Origin of the sequence: Mycobacterium sp. 852002-40037_SCH5390672 (assembly GCF_001665875.1) — a bacterium.
Lineage (GTDB): Bacteria > Actinomycetota > Actinomycetes > Mycobacteriales > Mycobacteriaceae > Mycobacterium.
In genome coordinates, this window is sequence record NZ_LZTA01000038.1 from 148,372 (window position 1) to 165,877 (window position 17,506).

The following is a 17,506-nucleotide window of genomic DNA, read 5'->3' on the forward strand; positions in this document are numbered from 1 at the left end:
CGGGCGGCTCATCAGCCACGGTGTCGAGGCGAGGCGCGATATGAACAATGACTGGCGCAGCTATCCATTTCAGTTGGTGCCCGGCGATGACCAGTTGAAGTTCCCCGCCGCTGAAGGCGAACATCCCGACCAGGAATCCGACACCTGGTTCATCGCCGGTCAGCTTGATACGGCGACCGATCAATCGTTTGCCTTCCTGACCATCTTCAACAAGAACCGGCCCGGGGGGACGGTGGTCGCGGACTTCTACACGATGGCGCTTTTCGACCTCGACACCGGCGATTACGGCACCTTCACCGATTACGACATGCCGCCGGCGAATATGGAGCCGGGCGCCCAGCGCAAGCTGACGACGGCGATGGGCCATCTCGATATCAATTACCACAGCAGCGCCGGAACCGCGTCGTGGACGACCGGCCGCAACGGCGATGGCGAACTGCTTCCTTACACCTACCGGGTCAGCCTGGTCGGAAGGGATCAGTCCGGTCGGCCCATGCGACTGGATCTGGCCGTAACGCCCACGCGCGCACCGACACCGGTGGGAGCATCAACCTACAACGGAAAGATCGTCTGCTTCGGTCAAAGCGACACCTACTCCTATTTCCAGACCGGCATGGCGATGACCGGTACGTTGCGCTGGGGCGACGTGGTACAGCAGGTGTCGGGCACCAGTGGGCACGTCGATCGGCAGTGGTTCCCGAGGTACGCCGGGGGCGGGGGATCCGGGGGAGACCCGCGGGCCAGGTCGCACGAATGGCGCACGATCAACTTCGACAACGGTGTCGACCTGAGCATCTGGCGCCAGTTCGACCGCGCGGATGGCAATGCGCTGCAGCCCTTCACCGGCATCACGACGAGTCACCCGGACCCCGCGATCGCGCCGGAATGTGCCGAAGACATCGAGGTCACGGTCAGCAGCTACGTGCGCTGGCCCGAGGCGATGCGACCCCTGCTGCGGCCCCTCGCCGCGGCCCGATACATGCCCGATCGGCACCGGATCACCTGTCCCACCCTGCAATTGGATCTCATCGGAGAGCCCTTGGTGGCGGCCCCCGCGCACGGCCTGCCGATCGAGTATATGGAGGGCCCATACCGCTACCAAGGGACAATGTGGGGAAAACCGGTGACGGGCTTCGCTTTCAATGAGCGCTCGCTGGCCCTGTACCGGGAGTGGGAACTCGTCGACGTGCTGTCTACCACTGTCGCGAACCTGGCGCCGCCGGCCCCCGAGTTGCAGACCATGGTGGATCAAGTGGTGCCGCTGGTGGCCGCCGGCCGGCGCAAGGCGGCGGTTGAGCTGCTGTTCAGCTCGGCGCCCGTCGAAAACGACGCGCTGGCAATGCTTCTCGACGATCTGATCGCGGTGCTTTCAGCCGACGGCAGTTGACCGCGAAAGCGCCTGGGCCCATGTGAGGTGGCGATGCTGCAATCCTGGCTCGTTGCGGCCGAAGACCAGGTGGTCGCGGGCTCCCGACTCGAGATTGGCTTGCAGCCCCTCGACCAGCCGGTAGTCCTCGTCTCGCACGGTGGCGTGCGCGTATTCGAAGACGGCTTGGGCGCCTGCGGCCATCGACTCGTCGGAGAGGTCCTGCGGTGTTGCGTTCTGGTGGACGGTGATTGACCTGCCGGGCCGATCCCCGGGGTAGACCCGGAACAGCTCACCGTTGGCGATTGTCACCGAAAGCACGATGTTGGGGAACAGCGCGTAGATCACCACCATGTTGTGGAACGGATTCCACTGTTCCACGGGCATGTCCTCGAGCTCCAGGATGGTATTGAGCGGGAAGATCAGCCGGTGGTGCGGCCCGTAGGAGTCGAACACCGTGCAGTTGCTGCGCGCGATCGTGGCGAAGGTCTGCTGATGGACGGTGGCGAAATGGTAGTTCTCGGCGAAAGTGTCGATTGCCAGCTTCCAGTTGATCGGCGAGTCCAGCACCTTCTCGCCCAACGGGGACCAGCGCCCGATGCCCCACGAGTCGAGTTCCTCGGCAAGCGGGCCCAGGTGCGCGGCCACGTCCAATGGTGCCGCGGGATCCAGTGCCACCCAAAGGAACCCAGCGAATTCGGTGGCCGGGAGTTCGGTCAGGCCATCGGACTTGACGGCCACTTCCGGGAACCCCTCGCGTCCCGGAAGTGCCACCAAGTGCCCGGAATTGTCGTATGTCCAGGCGTGGTACGGGCAGCTGAACCGCTTGGCGATACCGCATCCCGTCACCACCTGCGACTGGCGATGCAGGCAGACGTTGTTGAACGCCTTCACAGATCCGTCGGAGGTTCTGGTCAGCAGGATCGATCGCCCCATCACCGTCTTGGTGCAAAACGCGCCGGGGGCGGGAAGTTCCGACACGTAGCCGACCAGCTGAGGACTGGCCAACAGCATGGCTCGGTCGTGGTTGTGCCGCTCGATACCCGTGTAGTCCTTCGCGTCGACCGTGTGCTGGCCGGGGGCGAGATCCGTCGCCTTGTCCCGTGCCAGCTTCAACGCACGCCGGGTCAGGTCGATGAGCTGGTCGTGTTCCATCTGCCCAGTACAGACCTTGCGACAGTTGTAAGGTCAAGGAGTGGCTGAGCAGTTGCTGATCGGCGACGTCACGGCCTTGACCGGCATCGCTTCCGGGCGTATTCGCCATTACGAGAAAATCGGTTTGCTGCACGCGCAACACCTGTCCAACGGCTACCGGGTCTTCGATGTCGAGCAGGTCCTCGACTTGTTGCGTATCGACCTGATGCGCAGTCTTGGCGTCAGTATCAATGACATTCAGCGGTTGATCGAAGGTGGGCACAGCACGCTGGCCGGCCTGCTCGACGACCACCGAACGCTGCTGACGCAGCAACGGGAGCGGCTTGACCAACTGATTCGGGCCTTGGATGAATCCTGCGCCCAGGCCCGTGCCGCCACCGAACCCGCCGGCGCCGACCTCAACGAACGCATCCTGCACCGCTTGGCGACGACGCACCGCGACAGTATCGGTGTGATCGGGCGGCTCAGCGCCCCACTCTCTTCGCCCGTGGCCGCGATGTATGCGGACTTGTTCGACGAGTGGGATCTACCGGTTCCGGCCTTGTTCGGGCAAATGGTGCTGCCGACCGCGGCCAGCACCCTGTTGTCGCAACTGGCGGAGACACCGGGCCACGAGGTGCTGTTCGATCGGTTGCGCAACCTGGCCGCCGACGTGATCGCGTTGGGCGAAGACGATTCGGCGGCACGAGAACTTGCGCACAACTGGATCGACCGGCAGCTCGCGGACCCGCTGCCCGACGACGTGGTCGGGGTGCTGCGGGGTGTGCAACCGCTGTTGGAGCACGATCCGGTGATCGTGCAGGGATTTCGCGCCTGGGCGGGATCGATCAGTCCGGCTGCCGCCCGCTTCATCGAGGAGATCGCCCAGCAGTCCGCCCGCCTCGGATTGGAAGCTGTGAGCGTCATCGTGCTGCCCGCGCACCCACCAGTTCAAACGAACGATGCGGCACTGTGATGCACATGTGACCAGTGTGATCAATGTGTCACATGGGGTGTCTGTCGTACTCTGTGGCTTGTGTCATCCGTTTCGCGACGCGATTTGCTCAAATTCGCGGCCGCAACGCCGGCCCTGCTGGGCCTTGGCGCCGCGGGCGCTTCCCTGAGTGTCGCGCCGGCAGCGGCGTCGCTCGGCACTTTGTTGGACTATGCGGCAGGAATCATTCCGGCCAGCCAGATCCGGGCCGCGGGCGCCGTGGGGTCAATCCGGTACGTATCGGACCGCCGCCCCGGCGGCAACTGGATGCTGGGCAAGCCGATCCAGGTCGCCGAGGCGCGCGATCTCAATAGCAACGGCCTCAAAATCGTGTCCTGTTATCAGTACGGCAAGGCCAGCACCGCGGACTGGCTGGGCGGTGCCAACGCCGGGTTGCAGCATGCGCAGCGCGGGATGCAGCTGCACGCCGCGGCCGGTGGGCCCGCCAGCGCACCCATTTATGCCTCGATCGACGACGATCCCTCCTACGAGCAGTACAAAAGCCAGGTGGCGCCCTACCTGCGGTCCTGGGAGTCGGTAATCGGTCATCAGCGCACAGGCGTGTACGCCAATTCGAAAACCATCGACTGGGCGCTGCACGATGGATTGGGCTCCTACTTCTGGCAGCACAACTGGGGCTCGCCCAAGGGATACGCCCACCCGGCCGCTAATTTGCACCAGGTTGAAATCGACAAACGCAGCGTCGGTGGGGTCGGCGTGGACATCAACGAGATCCTCAAGCCCCAATTCGGGCAGTGGGCCTAGCGCCCGATGCCGTCGCCCGGCCCGGCCGGGACTCGGACTCTTAAAATTTCCAGCAAACACTCGTTCGCTCATTTCCCGGACGGGTGCGGGCGGGCGATCGCCGTCGGATGCTGTCGATCGCGCCGAGACGGCGCTCCGCAGCCCAAAAAATTTATATAACGATTCGATAACAAGACTGCCTTGATCTGCGCTGTTGTAGCTACTCGACCGTAACCACCTGCATGCAGCGGGTTTGTCAATCGCGTCCGCGCCACCGGTGAAACCGCGTGTTACCCAGGACACGGTTACCCATGCGTAGAACTCACCAGTAACCGATCAGCACGCGAAACAACGGTCCATCCTTATGACACTCTTAGTACAGCCGATGGAGTCCGTCGCGCCGCCCGCATCACTCGGGCGGTCCGCCGACAACACACTGGCCAGCCGTTTCCCGGCTGTGATTCGACGCGGAATCGACAGAACCCCGCCCGGCGGTGGTGACCGCCAGACGAACGAGACCTAAAGACGCATACAGGGGAGACAGACAAGGTGACGATCCACGAGCACGACCGGGTGTCCGCTGACCGCGACGGGCATGGCCCGCACGGGAGCAAGCACCCACCAGCCGGGGACACCCATGCTCTTGTCGACCGCCTGACGGCCGGCGAGCCGTACGCCGTGGCATTCGGCGGCCAGGGCAGTGCCTGGCTGGAGACCCTGGAAGAACTGGTGTCGTCGGCCGGCATCGAGTCCGACCTGGCAACGCTTGTCGGTGAGGTGAACCTGCTGCTCGAGCCGGTGGCCAAAGAGCTCGTCGTAGTGCGTCCGATCGGCTTCGAGCCGCTGTCCTGGGTACGTGCGCTGGCGGCCGAGGATCCGATCCCGTCGGACAAGCACCTGACCTCGGCGGCGGTCTCGATACCGGGCGTGCTGCTCACCCAGATCGCGGCCGTGCGTGCGCTGGCACGGCAAGGCATGGATTTGAAGGCGACGCCGCCGGTGGCTGTGGCCGGACATTCGCAAGGTGTGCTCGCCGTCGAGGCGCTGAAGGCCGGGGGTGCCCGCGATGTCGAGCTGATGGCCTTGGCCCAGCTGATCGGTGCGGCCGGGACGCTGGTGGCCCGTCGGCGCGGAATCTCGATCCTGGGCGACCGCCCGCCGATGGTGTCGGTTACCAACGCCGATCCTGAACGCATCGGCCGGCTGCTCGGGGAGTTCGCGCAGGACGTGCGCACCGTGTTGCCGCCCGTGTTGTCCATCCGCAACGGCCGCCGTTCGGTCGTCATCACCGGCACCCCGGAACAGCTGTCCCGTTTCGAGCTCTATTGCCAGCAGATCTCGGAGAAGGAAGAAGCCGATCGCAAGAACAAGCTGCGCGGGGGCGACGTCTTCTCGCCGGTCTTCGATCCGGTGCAGGTCGAGGTGGGCTTCCACACGCCCCGGCTGGCCGACGGCATCGACATCGTCGGCAGCTGGGCCGAGAAGGTCGGCCTGGACGTGGAGCTGGCCCGGCAACTGACCGAGTCGATCCTGGTGCGTCCGGTGGACTGGGTGGAGGAGATCACCCGTGTCAACGACGCCGGTGCTCGGTGGATTCTCGACCTGGGGCCCGGCGACATCTTGACCCGGCTGACCGCGCCGGTGATCCGTGGCCTCGGCGTGGGCATCGTGCCCGCCGCGACCCGCGGCGGGCAGCGCAACCTCTTCACCGTCGGCGCCGTTCCCGAGGTGGCGCGGGCCTGGTCGAGCTACGCTCCGACGCTGGTTCGCCTGCCCGACGGCAGGGTCAAGCTCTCGACGAAATTCACCCGGCTGACCGGTCGCTCGCCGATCCTGCTGGCCGGCATGACCCCGACCACCGTCGACGCCGAGATCGTGGCCGCCGCGGCGAACGCCGGGCACTGGGCCGAGCTTGCCGGTGGCGGGCAGGTCACCGAGGAGATCTTCGCCGACCGCGTCGAGCAGCTGGCCGGGCTGCTCGAGGACGGCCGTACCTACCAGTTCAACGCGCTGTTCCTGGACCCGTATCTGTGGAAGCTGCAGGTCGGCGGCAAGCGGCTGGTGCAGAAGGCGCGCCAGTCTGGCGCGGCCATCGACGGTCTGGTGATCAGCGCCGGCATCCCGGATCTGGAGGAGGCCGTCGAGCTGATCGAGGAGCTCGGCGAGGTCGGCATCAGTCACGTCGTCTTCAAGCCCGGCACCGTCGAGCAGATCCGTTCGGTCATCCGCATCGCGACCGAGGTGTCCACCAAGCCGGTGATCGCGCACATCGAGGGGGGACGCGCCGGCGGCCACCACTCCTGGGAAGACCTCGACGATCTGCTGCTGGCGACCTACTCGGAATTGCGGTCGCGCTCCAACATCACCGTCTGCGTCGGCGGTGGTATCGGCACGCCCGAGCGGGCGGCCGAATACCTGTCCGGACGCTGGGCGCAGGCATACGGCTTCCCGCTGATGCCGATCGACGGCATCCTGGTCGGCACCGCGGCGATGGCGGCCAAGGAGGCCACCACCTCGCCGTCGGTCAAGCGGATGCTGGTCGAAACCCAGGGCACCGATCAGTGGATCGGCGCCGGAAAAGCCTCGGGCGGAATGGCATCCAGCCGTAGCCAGCTCGGTGCGGACATCCACGAGATCGACAACAGCGCCTCGCGGTGCGGCCGGCTTCTCGACGAGGTCGCCGGGGATGCGGACGCCGTCGCGGAGCGTCGCGACGAGATCATCGCGGCGATGGCCAACACCGCGAAGCCGTACTTCGGCGATGCCGGTGAGATGACCTACCTGCAGTGGCTGCAGCGCTACGTCGAGTTGTCCATCGGGGACGGCGATTCCACCGCCGACACCGCTGCCCCGGGCAGCCCGTGGCTGGCCGACACCTGGCGCGACCGTTTCCAGCAGATGCTGCAGCGGGCCGAGGCGCGTTTGCATGCCCAGGATTTCGGTCCCATCGAGACGCTGTTCGACGGCTCCACCGACGACGGCGCGCGGCTGCTGGAAAATCCTGCGGAGGCCATCGCCACACTGCTGGTGCACTACCCCGACGCCGAACGCGTGCAGTTGCACCCGGCCGACGTCCCGTTCTTCGTCACGCTGTGCAAGATGCTGGGCAAGCCGGTCAACTTTGTGCCGGTGATCGACAAGGACGTGCGGCGCTGGTGGCGCAGCGACTCGCTGTGGCAGGCGCACGACGCCCGCTACGACGCCGATCAGGTCTGCATCATTCCGGGTACCGCGGCGGTCGCCGGCATCACCCGGATGGACGAGCCCGTCGGTGAACTGCTGGACCGCTTCGAGCAGGCCGCCATCGACGAGGCGCTCGCCGCCGATGCGCAGCCCAAGGCCGTCACGTCACGCCGAACGGGCCGCGCCGACGTGACCGGGCCGCTGGCCGTCGTGCTGGACGCCCCCGATGTCCAGTGGGCCGGCCGCACCGCGACCAACCCGGTTCATCGAATCGCCGATCCGGCCGACTGGCTGGTCCATGACGGACCCGAGAGCCGCCGCGCCACCCATTCGTCCACCGGGGCCCGGCTGCAGGTCGACGGCGAGGGTGTCGTGCTCAGTGTCCCGGTGTCGGGCACCTGGATCGATATCCCCTTCACCTTGCCCCCCAACACTGTTGACGGCGCCACCCCGGTGGTCTCCACCGAGGATGCCGCCACCGCCATGCGTGCCGTGCTGGCCATCGCCGCCGGCGTCGACGGGCCCGAGTTCTTGCCGGCGGTCACCGACGGCACGGCCACGGTCACGGTGGACTGGGACCCCGAGCGGGTCGCCGACCACACCGGAGTCACGGCCACCTTCGGAGAACCGTTGGCGCCCAGCCTCTCCACGGTACCCGACGCACTCGTCGGGCCCTGCTGGCCCGCCGTCTTCTCGGCGATCGGCTCGGCCGTCACCGACGCAGGCGTTCCGGTCGTCGAGGGCCTGCTGAGCCTGGTCCATCTCGACCACGCCGCCCACATGGTCGGCAAGCTGCCGAAGGCCCAGTCGCAATTGGCAATCACCGCAACGGCTTCGGCGGCCGTCGACACGGACATGGGGCGCGTCGTCCCGGTTTCAATCACCATTTCGGACACCGACGGTCGGGTGATCGCCACCCTCGACGAGCGGTTCGCCATCCTGGGACGTACCGGCGCCGCCGAACTGACCGACCCGACCCGCGCCGGTGGCGCGGTCTCGCAGAACGCGACCGACACTCCGCGCCGACGCCGCCGCGACGTCACGATCACCGCGCCGGTCGACATGCGCCCGTTCGCGGTGGTCTCCGGTGACCACAACCCGATCCACACCGACAGGGCCGCCGCGCTGCTGGCCGGCCTGGAATCGCCCATCGTGCATGGCATGTGGCTGTCGGCCGCGGCCCAGCACGCGGTGACCGCCACCGATGGTCAGGCCCGCCCGCCGGCAAGGCTGATCGGCTGGACCGCGCGCTTCCTGGGCATGGTGCGCCCCGGCGACGAGGTCGCGTTCCGCGTCGACCGGGTCGGAATCGACCAGGGCGCGGAGGTTTTGGAGGTCGCTGCCCGGATCGGATCGGACCTGGTGATGTCGGCGACGGCACGCCTGGCGGCCCCGCACACCGTCTATGCATTCCCCGGCCAAGGTATTCAGCACAAGGGCATGGGCATGGACGTCCGGGCCCGGTCTAAGGCAGCCCGCAAGGTGTGGGACAAAGCGGACAAGTTCACCCGCGACACGCTGGGCTTCTCGGTCTTGCACGTGGTGCGCGACAACCCGACCAGCATCATCGCCAGTGGTGTGCACTACAACCACCCCGAGGGCGTGCTGTACCTGACGCAGTTCACCCAGGTCGCGATGGCCACGGTGGCGGCGGCGCAGGTCGCCGAGATGCGCGAGCAAGGTGCCTTCGTCGAGGATGCGATTGCCTGCGGCCACTCCGTCGGCGAGTACACCGCGCTGGCCTGCGTGACGGGTATCTACGAGCTGGAAGCCTTGTTGGAGACGGTGTTTCACCGTGGATCGAAGATGCACGACATCGTGCCCCGCGACGAGCTGGGCCGGTCCAACTACCGGCTGGCGGCGATTCGCCCGTCGCAGATCGACCTGCCCGACGACGAGGTCCCGGGATTTGTCGCGGGTATTGCCGCGAATACCGGTGAATTTCTCGAGATCGTCAACTTCAACCTGCGCGGCTCCCAGTATGCGATCGCAGGCACGGTGCGCGGCCTGGAGGCGCTCGAAGAAGAGGTGGAGCGGCGTCGCGAGATCACCGGCGGCAAGCGCTCGTTCATCTTGGTGCCCGGCATCGACGTGCCGTTCCACTCGCGCGTGTTGCGAGTCGGGGTGGCGGAGTTCCGGCGATCACTCGACCGAGTCATGCCGCGCGACAAGGATCCCGACGTCATCATCGGCCGCTACATCCCCAACCTGGTGCCGCGTCCGTTCACCCTGGACCGGGACTTCATCCAGGAGATCCGCGACCTGGTGCCGGCCGAGCCGCTCGATGAGATCCTCGCCGACTACGACACCTGGCTTGCCGAGCGCCGGATCGAGATGGCCCGCATCGTCCTGATCGAGCTGCTGGCATGGCAATTCGCCAGCCCGGTGCGCTGGATCGAAACGCAGGACCTGCTGTTCACCGAGGAGGCCGCCGGCGGTCTGGGTGTGGAGCGCTTCGTCGAGATCGGCGTGAAGTCCGCACCGACCGTCGCGGGGCTGGCCACCAACACCCTCAAACTGCCCGAATATGCCCACAGCACAGTCGAAGTGCTCAACGCCGAGCGCGACGCCGCGGTGCTGTTCGCCACCGACACCGACCCCGAGCCGGAGCCCGAAGAAGAGGTGACTGCTGATTCCGGCGCTGCCGCGTCGGACGGGGCGCCCCTCTCCAATGTCGCGCCGGCTCCCGCCGCGGCTTCGTCCGGCGCTCCGCGACCCGAGGACATCGGGTTCGACGCGGCCGACGCCACGCTGGCGTTGATCGCGCTGTCGGCCAAGATGCGCATCGACCAGATCGAGGAGCTGGACTCCATCGAATCCATCACCGACGGTGCCTCGTCGCGACGCAACCAGCTGCTGGTGGACCTCGGTTCGGAGCTGAATCTGGGCGCCATCGACGGCGCCGCCGAAGCCGACCTGGCCGGCCTGCGCGCGCAGGTGACCAAGCTGGCGCGCACCTACAAGCCTTACGGCCCAGTGCTTTCCGACGCCATCAACGACCAGCTGCGCACGGTGCTGGGACCCTCAGGTAAGCGGCCCGGTGCCATCGCCGAGCGGGTCAAGAAGACCTGGGAGCTCGGCGACGGTTGGGCCAAGCACGTCACGGTCGAGGTCGCGCTGGGAACCCGCGAGGGAACCAGTGTCCGCGGTGGCGCCATGGGCCATCTGCACGAGGGCGCACTGGCCGACGCCGCTGCCGTCGACAAGGCGATCGACGCCGCGGTGGCTTCCGTCGCCGCGCGTCGTGGCATTGCGGTGGCGTTGCCGTCTTCGGGCGGCGGCGGCGGTGGTGCGACCATCGACGCTGCCGCACTGAGCGAATTCACCGACCAGATCACCGGCCGCGACGGCGTGCTGGCCTCGGCGGCCCGACTGGTGCTGAACCAGCTGGGCCTGGACGACCCGGTCAGCGCTTCGCCGGTGACCACCGATGCCGAGCTCATCGACCTGGTGACCACCGAACTCGGCGCTGACTGGCCACGCCTGGTGGCGCCGGTGTTCGAGCCGAAGAAGGCCGTGCTGTTCGACGACCGGTGGGCCAGCGCGCGGGAAGACCTGGTCAAGCTCTGGCTGACCGACGAGGGCGACATCGACGCCCGGTGGGTGCATCTGTCCGAAAGGTTCGAGGGCGCAGGCCATGTCGTGGCCACCCAGGCCACCTGGTGGCAGGGCAAGGCCCTGTCCGCGGGTCGTCAAATCCACGCATCGTTGTACGGGCGCATCGCGGCCGGCGCCGAGAACCCGGACTCGGGCCCATACAGCCACGAAGTCGCCGTGGTGACGGGCGCTTCCAAGGGGTCGATCGCCGCGTCGGTCGTCGGGCGGCTGCTCGACGGCGGGGGCACCGTCATCGCCACGACGTCCAAGCTCGACGACGAGCGGCTGGCGTTCTACCGCGGGCTCTATCGCGACCATGCCCGGTACGGCGCCGCGCTGTGGGTCGTCGCCGCCAACATGGCGTCCTACTCCGACATCGACGCACTGGTCGAGTGGGTGGGCACCGAGCAGACCGAAAGCCTTGGGCCGCAGTCGATTCACGTCAAGGATGCGCAGACGCCGACGCTACTGTTCCCGTTTGCGGCACCACGGGTCGCGGGTGACCTGTCCGAGGCCGGCTCTCGCTCCGAGATGGAGATGAAGGTGCTGCTGTGGGCGGTGCAGCGGCTGATCGGGGGGCTGTCGAAGATCGGCGCCGAGCGCGACATCGCATCCCGTCTGCACGTCGTGCTGCCGGGTTCGCCGAACCGCGGGATGTTCGGCGGTGACGGCGCTTACGGTGAGGCCAAGTCGGCTCTGGACGCTTTGGTGAGTCGTTGGCACGCCGAGTCGTCATGGGCGGCCCGGGTCAGCCTGGCGCACGCGCTGATCGGTTGGACCCGCGGCACCGGGCTGATGGGCCACAACGACGCCATCGTCGACGCGGTCGAGGAGGCCGGTGTCACCACCTACTCGACCGACCAGATGGCGGCAATGTTGCTGTCCCTCTGCGACATCGAGTCCAAGGTGGCCGCCGCGGGCGCGCCGATCAAGGCGGACCTGACCGGCGGGCTGGGCGAGGCCAACCTCGACATGGCCGAGCTGGCCGCCAAAGCCCGCGAGCAAGCCACCTCGCCATCCGACGACGAGGCCGACGCCTCCGAGGCCGAGGGCACCATTGCCGCGCTGCCGGCCCCGCCGCGCGGGTTCAGCCCGGCGCCACCGCCGGCATGGGCAGACCTCGACGTCGATCCGGCCGATCTGGTGGTCATCGTCGGTGGCGCGGAGCTCGGGCCCTGCGGCTCATCGCGGACCCGCTTCGAGATGGAGGTCGACAACGAACTGTCGGCGGCGGGCGTCCTGGAGCTGGCCTGGACCACCGGCTTGATCCGTTGGGAGGACGATCCCCAACCCGGTTGGTACGACACGCAATCCGGTGATTTGGTAGACGAATCCGAGCTGGTCGAGCGCTACCACGACACCGTCGTGGAGCGTTGCGGCATCCGCGAATTCGTCGACGACGGCGCGATCGACCCCGATCACGCTTCTCCGCTGCTGGTGTCGGTGTTCCTGGACAAGGACTTCGCGTTCGTGGTGTCCTCGGAGGCCGACGCGCGCGCCTTCGTCGAGTTCGATCCGGAACACACGATCATCCGGCCGCTGCCCGACTCCACCGACTGGCAGGTCATCCGCAAGGCCGGCACCGAGATTCGGGTGCCGCGAAAGACCAAGCTGTCGCGGACCGTCGGCGCGCAGATCCCCACCGGGTTCGATCCGACCGTGTTCGGCATCAGCCAGGACATGGCCAGCTCGACCGACCGGGTGGCGCTGTGGAACATCGTCGCGACCGTCGACGCTTTCCTGTCGTCGGGATTCACCCCGGCCGAGTTGATGCGGTGGGTGCACCCGGGCCTGGTGGCCAGCACGCAGGGCACCGGCATGGGCGGCATGACGTCGATGCAGACGATGTATCACGGCAACCTGCTCGGCCGCAGCAAGCCGAACGACATCCTGCAGGAAGTTCTGCCGAACGTCGTTGCCGCGCATGTCATTCAGAGCTACGTCGGCAGCTACGGCGCGATGATCCATCCGGTTGGCGCATGCGCGACCGCGGCGGTGTCGGTCGAGGAGGGCGTCGACAAGATCCGCCTCGGCAAGGCCGAGCTGGTGGTCGCCGGCGGATTTGACGACCTGACCCTGGAGGCCATCATCGGCTTCGGTGACATGGCGGCCACCGCCGACACTTCCATGATGCGGGGCCGGGGCATCCACGACTCGAAGTTCTCCCGGCCCAACGATCGACGCCGGCTGGGATTCCTCGAGGCGCAGGGCGGCGGCACCATCTTGCTGGCGCGCGGCGACCTGGCGCTCAAGATGGGCCTGCCGGTGCTGGCCGTGGTGGCCTACGCGCAGTCGTTCGCCGATGGGGTGCACACCTCGATCCCGGCGCCCGGCCTGGGCGCGCTGGGCGCCGGTCGCGGCGGCAAAGATTCGGCGCTGGCGCGCTCGCTGGCCAAGCTCGGTGTGGGTGCCGACGACGTCGCGGTCGTCTCCAAGCACGACACGTCGACCCTGGCCAACGATCCCAACGAGACCGAATTGCACGAGCGGCTCGCCGACTCGCTGGGCCGTTCCGAGGGCGCTCCGCTGTTTGTGGTGTCGCAGAAGAGCCTCACCGGCCACGCCAAGGGCGGCGCGGCGGTCTTCCAGATGATGGGGCTGTGCCAGATCCTGCGCGACGGGGTGATCCCGCCCAACCGCAGCCTGGATTGCGTCGACGACGAACTGGCCGGCTCGGCCCACTTCGTGTGGGTGCGCGAGACCCTGCGGCTCGGGGAGAAGTTCCCGCTCAAAGCGGGGTTGGTGACCAGCCTCGGGTTCGGCCATGTTTCGGGGTTGGTCGCGCTGGTGCACCCGCAGGCGTTCGTCGCCGCGCTCGACCCGGAGCAGCGGGCGGACTACCAGCGGCGCGCGGATGCACGCCTGCTGGCCGGTCAGCGGCGGCTCGCATCGGCGATCGCCGGCGGGGCGCCGATGTACGAGCGGCCGCCGAACCGTCGTTTCGACAGCGACGTGCCGGAGAAGCGTCAGGAGGCGGCGATGCTGCTGAACCCGGATTCGCGTCTGGGTGATGGCGAGGCCTACCAGGTCTCCGCCGGATGAGTTGGTCGTATTGCCCGGCTTCTTTTCGGTCGGCCGCGCGGACCGCATCGTCGCCGGCCTCGGCCATCCGTTAGCCTGGCGACCCATGGGAATTGTCGGTGTGGGGATCGATCTCGTCTCCATTCCTGATTTCGCCGAGCAGGTCGACCAACCGGGAACCGTCTTCTCCGAGACGTTCACGCCGGGAGAGCGCCGCGACGCCTCGGACAAGAGTTCGTCGGCGGCGCGTCACCTGGCGGCCCGGTGGGCCGCGAAGGAGGCCGTGATCAAGGCCTGGTCGGGATCGCGGTTCGCTCAGCGCCCGGTGCTGCCGGAGGACATCCACCGCGACATCGAGGTGGTCACCGACATGTGGGGCCGCCCGCGGGTACGGCTGAGCGGCGACATCGCCAAACACCTGGCCGACGTGACGATTCACGTGTCGCTGACGCACGAAGCCGATACCGCCGCCGCGGTGGCCATTCTGGAGACGACGGCCGACTAGTGTGGGCGCCGAGAGTCGCGCCGGCGTGACGTTCGGCGGTCAGTGCCACGCTGGTGTGACGTTCGGCATCGGCCGACTAGCCTCGAGGGCATGAGCGATCTGGTTGAGCGGGTTCGCGAGGTGCTGCCGTCGGTGCGCCGCGATCTGGAAGACCTAGTGCGCATCGAATCGGTGTGGGCCGACCCCGGCCGCCGCGACGAGGTACAGCGCAGCGCGCAGGCGGTGGCGGATCTGTTGTCGCAGGCCGGTTTCGACGACGTGCAGATCGTCAGCGCGGGGGGAGCGCCGGCGGTAATCGCGCGCCATCCCGCGCCGCCCGGCGCGCCGACCGTGCTGCTGTATGCCCACCATGACGTGCAGCCCGAAGGTGACCGCAGCCAATGGGTGTCGCCGCCTTTCGAACCCACCGAACGTGACGGACGGCTCTACGGTCGCGGCACCGCCGACGACAAGGCCGGCATCGCAACACATTTGGCGGCCTTTCGGGCGCACGGCGGCCGCCCGCCGGTGGGTGTGACGGTCTTCGTCGAGGGCGAGGAGGAATCCGGTTCGCCGTCGCTTGGCCAATTGCTTGCCGCGCACCGCGACACGCTCGCCGCCGACGTGATCGTCATCGCCGACTCGGACAACTGGGCCACCGACACCCCGGCGCTCACGGTGTCGCTGCGCGGTCTGGTCGACTGCGTGGTCGAGGTCGCCACCCTCGATCACGGATTGCACTCGGGCCTGTGGGGCGGGGTGGCGCCCGACGCGCTCAGCGTCCTGGTGCGCCTGCTGGCCAGCCTGCACGACGACGACGGCAATGTGGCGGTGGATGGCCTGCACGAGACGGACATCACCGCGCTGAACTACCCCGATTACCCGGCCGAGCGGGCCCGCACCGACTCCGGTCTGCTCGACGGTGTGTCCGAGATCGGTTCGGGCGCAGTGCCACAACGGTTGTGGGCCAAACCGGCCATCACGGTGATCGGCATCGACACCACACCCGTCGACAAGGCGTCGAACACGCTGATCCCGCGGGCCCGGGCCAAGATCAGCATGCGCGTCGCCCCCGGCGGCGACGCCGCGGCGCACCTGGACGCATTGACCGCCCACCTGCACAACCACGCCCCGTGGGGTGCGCAGGTCAGTGTCACGCCCGGTGAAATCGGTGAGCCCTACGCCATCGAGGCCAGCGGCGCGGTCTATGACGCCGCCCGCGCGGCGTTTCGCCAGGCGTGGGACGCCGACCCCATCGACATGGGCATGGGCGGCTCCATCCCGTTCATCGCCGAATTCGCCGCCACCTACCCGCAAGCGAAGATTCTCGTCACCGGCGTGGAGGACCCCGCAACCCAGGCCCACAGCATCAACGAGAGCCTGCACCTGGGCGTGCTGGAACGCGCGGCGATCAGCGAGGCGCTGCTGCTGGCCAACCTGGGCTAGAGCGAAACTCGACCCCGGATTGCCTATGTAGACCGGTCGTCTCGCCGCATACTGCTTCTATATGCAGCCACTCGTCCGCAGGAGACGCCACCGTGAGTACGGAGAACACCCTGACCGGCGACGCCGGCAAGACCAACCGTTACCACTTTGATCGCCACACCCCGGAGTACCGCGAGCGGTTCACCGCGATCACCGAGGACATGCACGCCAGGTGCCCGTTGGCGTGGACCGACACCTACGACGGGCATTGGGTGGCCGCGGGCAACCGGGAAGTCTTCGAGCTCGCTCGATGCCCGCATGTGTCCAACGACCACGACGTCACCGGCGAAGGCACCGGTTATAAAGGCATCACAATTCCCACGCTGCCTCAGGGCACCGGCGTCCGTGGCGGCATGCTCGAGATGGATGAACCCGACCACTCCGCCTACCGTCGCATCCTCAACCCTTACCTGTCGCCGGCAGCGGTCAAGCGCTGGAAGCCGTTTGTCGACGAGATCGTGCGGGCGAGCATCGACGAGAAGATCGAAGGCGGGCGGATCGATTTCGTCGACGATCTCGCGAACGTCGTGCCTGCCGTCCTGACACTTGCGATGATGGGCGTTCCGCTGAAGAAGTGGCAGCTCTATTGCGAGCCGGCCCACGCCAATGTTTACACCCCCGCCGATTCCCCGGACGCCCCAAGGGTTTTGGAGCAGACGATGGCGATGGGAGCGGACCTGTTCAACCACCTCCTCGAGATTCGCGAGAACCCACGCCCGGGCTTGGTGGACGCGATGGCCAGGCTGACGATCGACGGCGAACCCGCCCCCGCCAGCGAACTGCTTGGAATGCTCGGCTTGATCATCGGCGGAGGTTTCGACACGACGACGGCGCTGACCGCGCATGCGCTCGAATGGCTGGGCGAAAATCCCGAGCAGCGCGAACTGCTGAGGCGGGAATCGGAAACGCTGCTCGACTCGGCGACCGAGGAATTCTTGCGTTACTTCACGCCCGCTCCGGGGGACGGTCGCACGATCGCCGCCGATCTCGAAATAGCGGGCACGCAGTTCAAGGAGGGCGATCGGCTGTGGTTGTCCTGGGCGATGGCCAACCGCGATCCCGCGGTGTTCCCCGATCCGAATCGGCTGGATCTCGGCCGTAAGAACAACCGGCACTTCAGCTTCGGGCTCGGCATCCACCGCTGCATCGGCTCTAATGTCGCGCGGGTCGTGTTCAAGTCGATGCTCACGGCGGTCCTCGACCGGATGCCCGACTATCGCTGCGAACCCGAAGGCACCGTGCACTATCCGACCATCGGCGTGATCCAGGGCATGCAACACCTTCCGGCGAGCTTTACTCCCGGCCGGCGGGTTGGACCGGGGATCGACGAGACGCTGGCGAAGCTGCAGCGGGTCTGCGATGAACAGGGAGTCGCGCGGCCGATCACCGAGTACGCAGAGGCCGCCGTCATCGGCGACTGATCAGACGGACAGGTCTCGGCGAAGCTTGGCGACGTGGCCGGTATGTTCGAGTCGTCCTTCTCCGAGATGTCGGCTTG

At 67.3% G+C, this 17,506-nt stretch carries 8 protein-coding genes; 7 read left to right on the top strand and 1 reads right to left on the bottom strand.

Annotation, left to right across the window (positions count from 1 at the left end; translation table 11 throughout):
- Positions 1-40: 40 nt before the first annotated feature.
- Entirely contained in the window at positions 41-1,387 is a 1,347-nt protein-coding gene (locus A5782_RS06130; protein ID WP_067096560.1) for a lipocalin-like domain-containing protein, read from the top strand.
- Here the strand turns inward: A5782_RS06130 and A5782_RS06135 are convergent.
- On the bottom strand, positions 1,370-2,521 hold the full coding sequence (locus A5782_RS06135) for an aromatic ring-hydroxylating dioxygenase subunit alpha (protein ID WP_067096563.1): 1,152 nt from the start codon (positions 2,519-2,521) through the stop codon (positions 1,370-1,372). The two genes, A5782_RS06130 and A5782_RS06135, sit on opposite strands and share 18 nt — an antisense overlap.
- 40 nt (positions 2,522-2,561) lie before the next feature.
- Here A5782_RS06135 and A5782_RS06140 point away from each other — a divergent pair, with 40 nt between their 5' ends.
- The 6 genes from A5782_RS06140 to A5782_RS06165 all read left to right on the top strand — a co-directional run bounded on the left by A5782_RS06140 (position 2,562) and on the right by A5782_RS06165 (position 17,429).
- Positions 2,562-3,476, top strand: coding sequence for a MerR family transcriptional regulator (locus A5782_RS06140; RefSeq protein ID WP_067096566.1), 915 nt, complete (start codon positions 2,562-2,564; stop codon positions 3,474-3,476).
- 60 nt (positions 3,477-3,536) lie between these two features.
- Positions 3,537-4,259: a DUF1906 domain-containing protein gene (locus A5782_RS06145; protein WP_067096568.1), complete on the top strand. Its 723-nt coding sequence runs from the start codon at positions 3,537-3,539 to the stop codon at positions 4,257-4,259.
- 528 nt (positions 4,260-4,787) lie between these two features.
- Entirely contained in the window at positions 4,788-14,060 is a 9,273-nt protein-coding gene (locus A5782_RS06150) for a type I polyketide synthase (RefSeq protein WP_067096570.1), read from the top strand.
- 85 nt (positions 14,061-14,145) lie between these two features.
- The gene (locus A5782_RS06155) at positions 14,146-14,544 is read left to right on the top strand and encodes a holo-ACP synthase (protein ID WP_067097005.1); all 399 of its coding nucleotides are present in this window, start codon (positions 14,146-14,148) and stop codon (positions 14,542-14,544) included.
- A gap of 90 nt (positions 14,545-14,634) precedes the next feature.
- Positions 14,635-15,969: a dipeptidase gene (locus A5782_RS06160; protein ID WP_067096572.1), complete on the top strand. Its 1,335-nt coding sequence runs from the start codon at positions 14,635-14,637 to the stop codon at positions 15,967-15,969.
- 92 nt (positions 15,970-16,061) lie between these two features.
- Positions 16,062-17,429, top strand: coding sequence for a cytochrome P450 (locus A5782_RS06165; RefSeq protein ID WP_067096574.1), 1,368 nt, complete (start codon positions 16,062-16,064; stop codon positions 17,427-17,429).
- Positions 17,430-17,506: the final 77 nt, after the last annotated feature.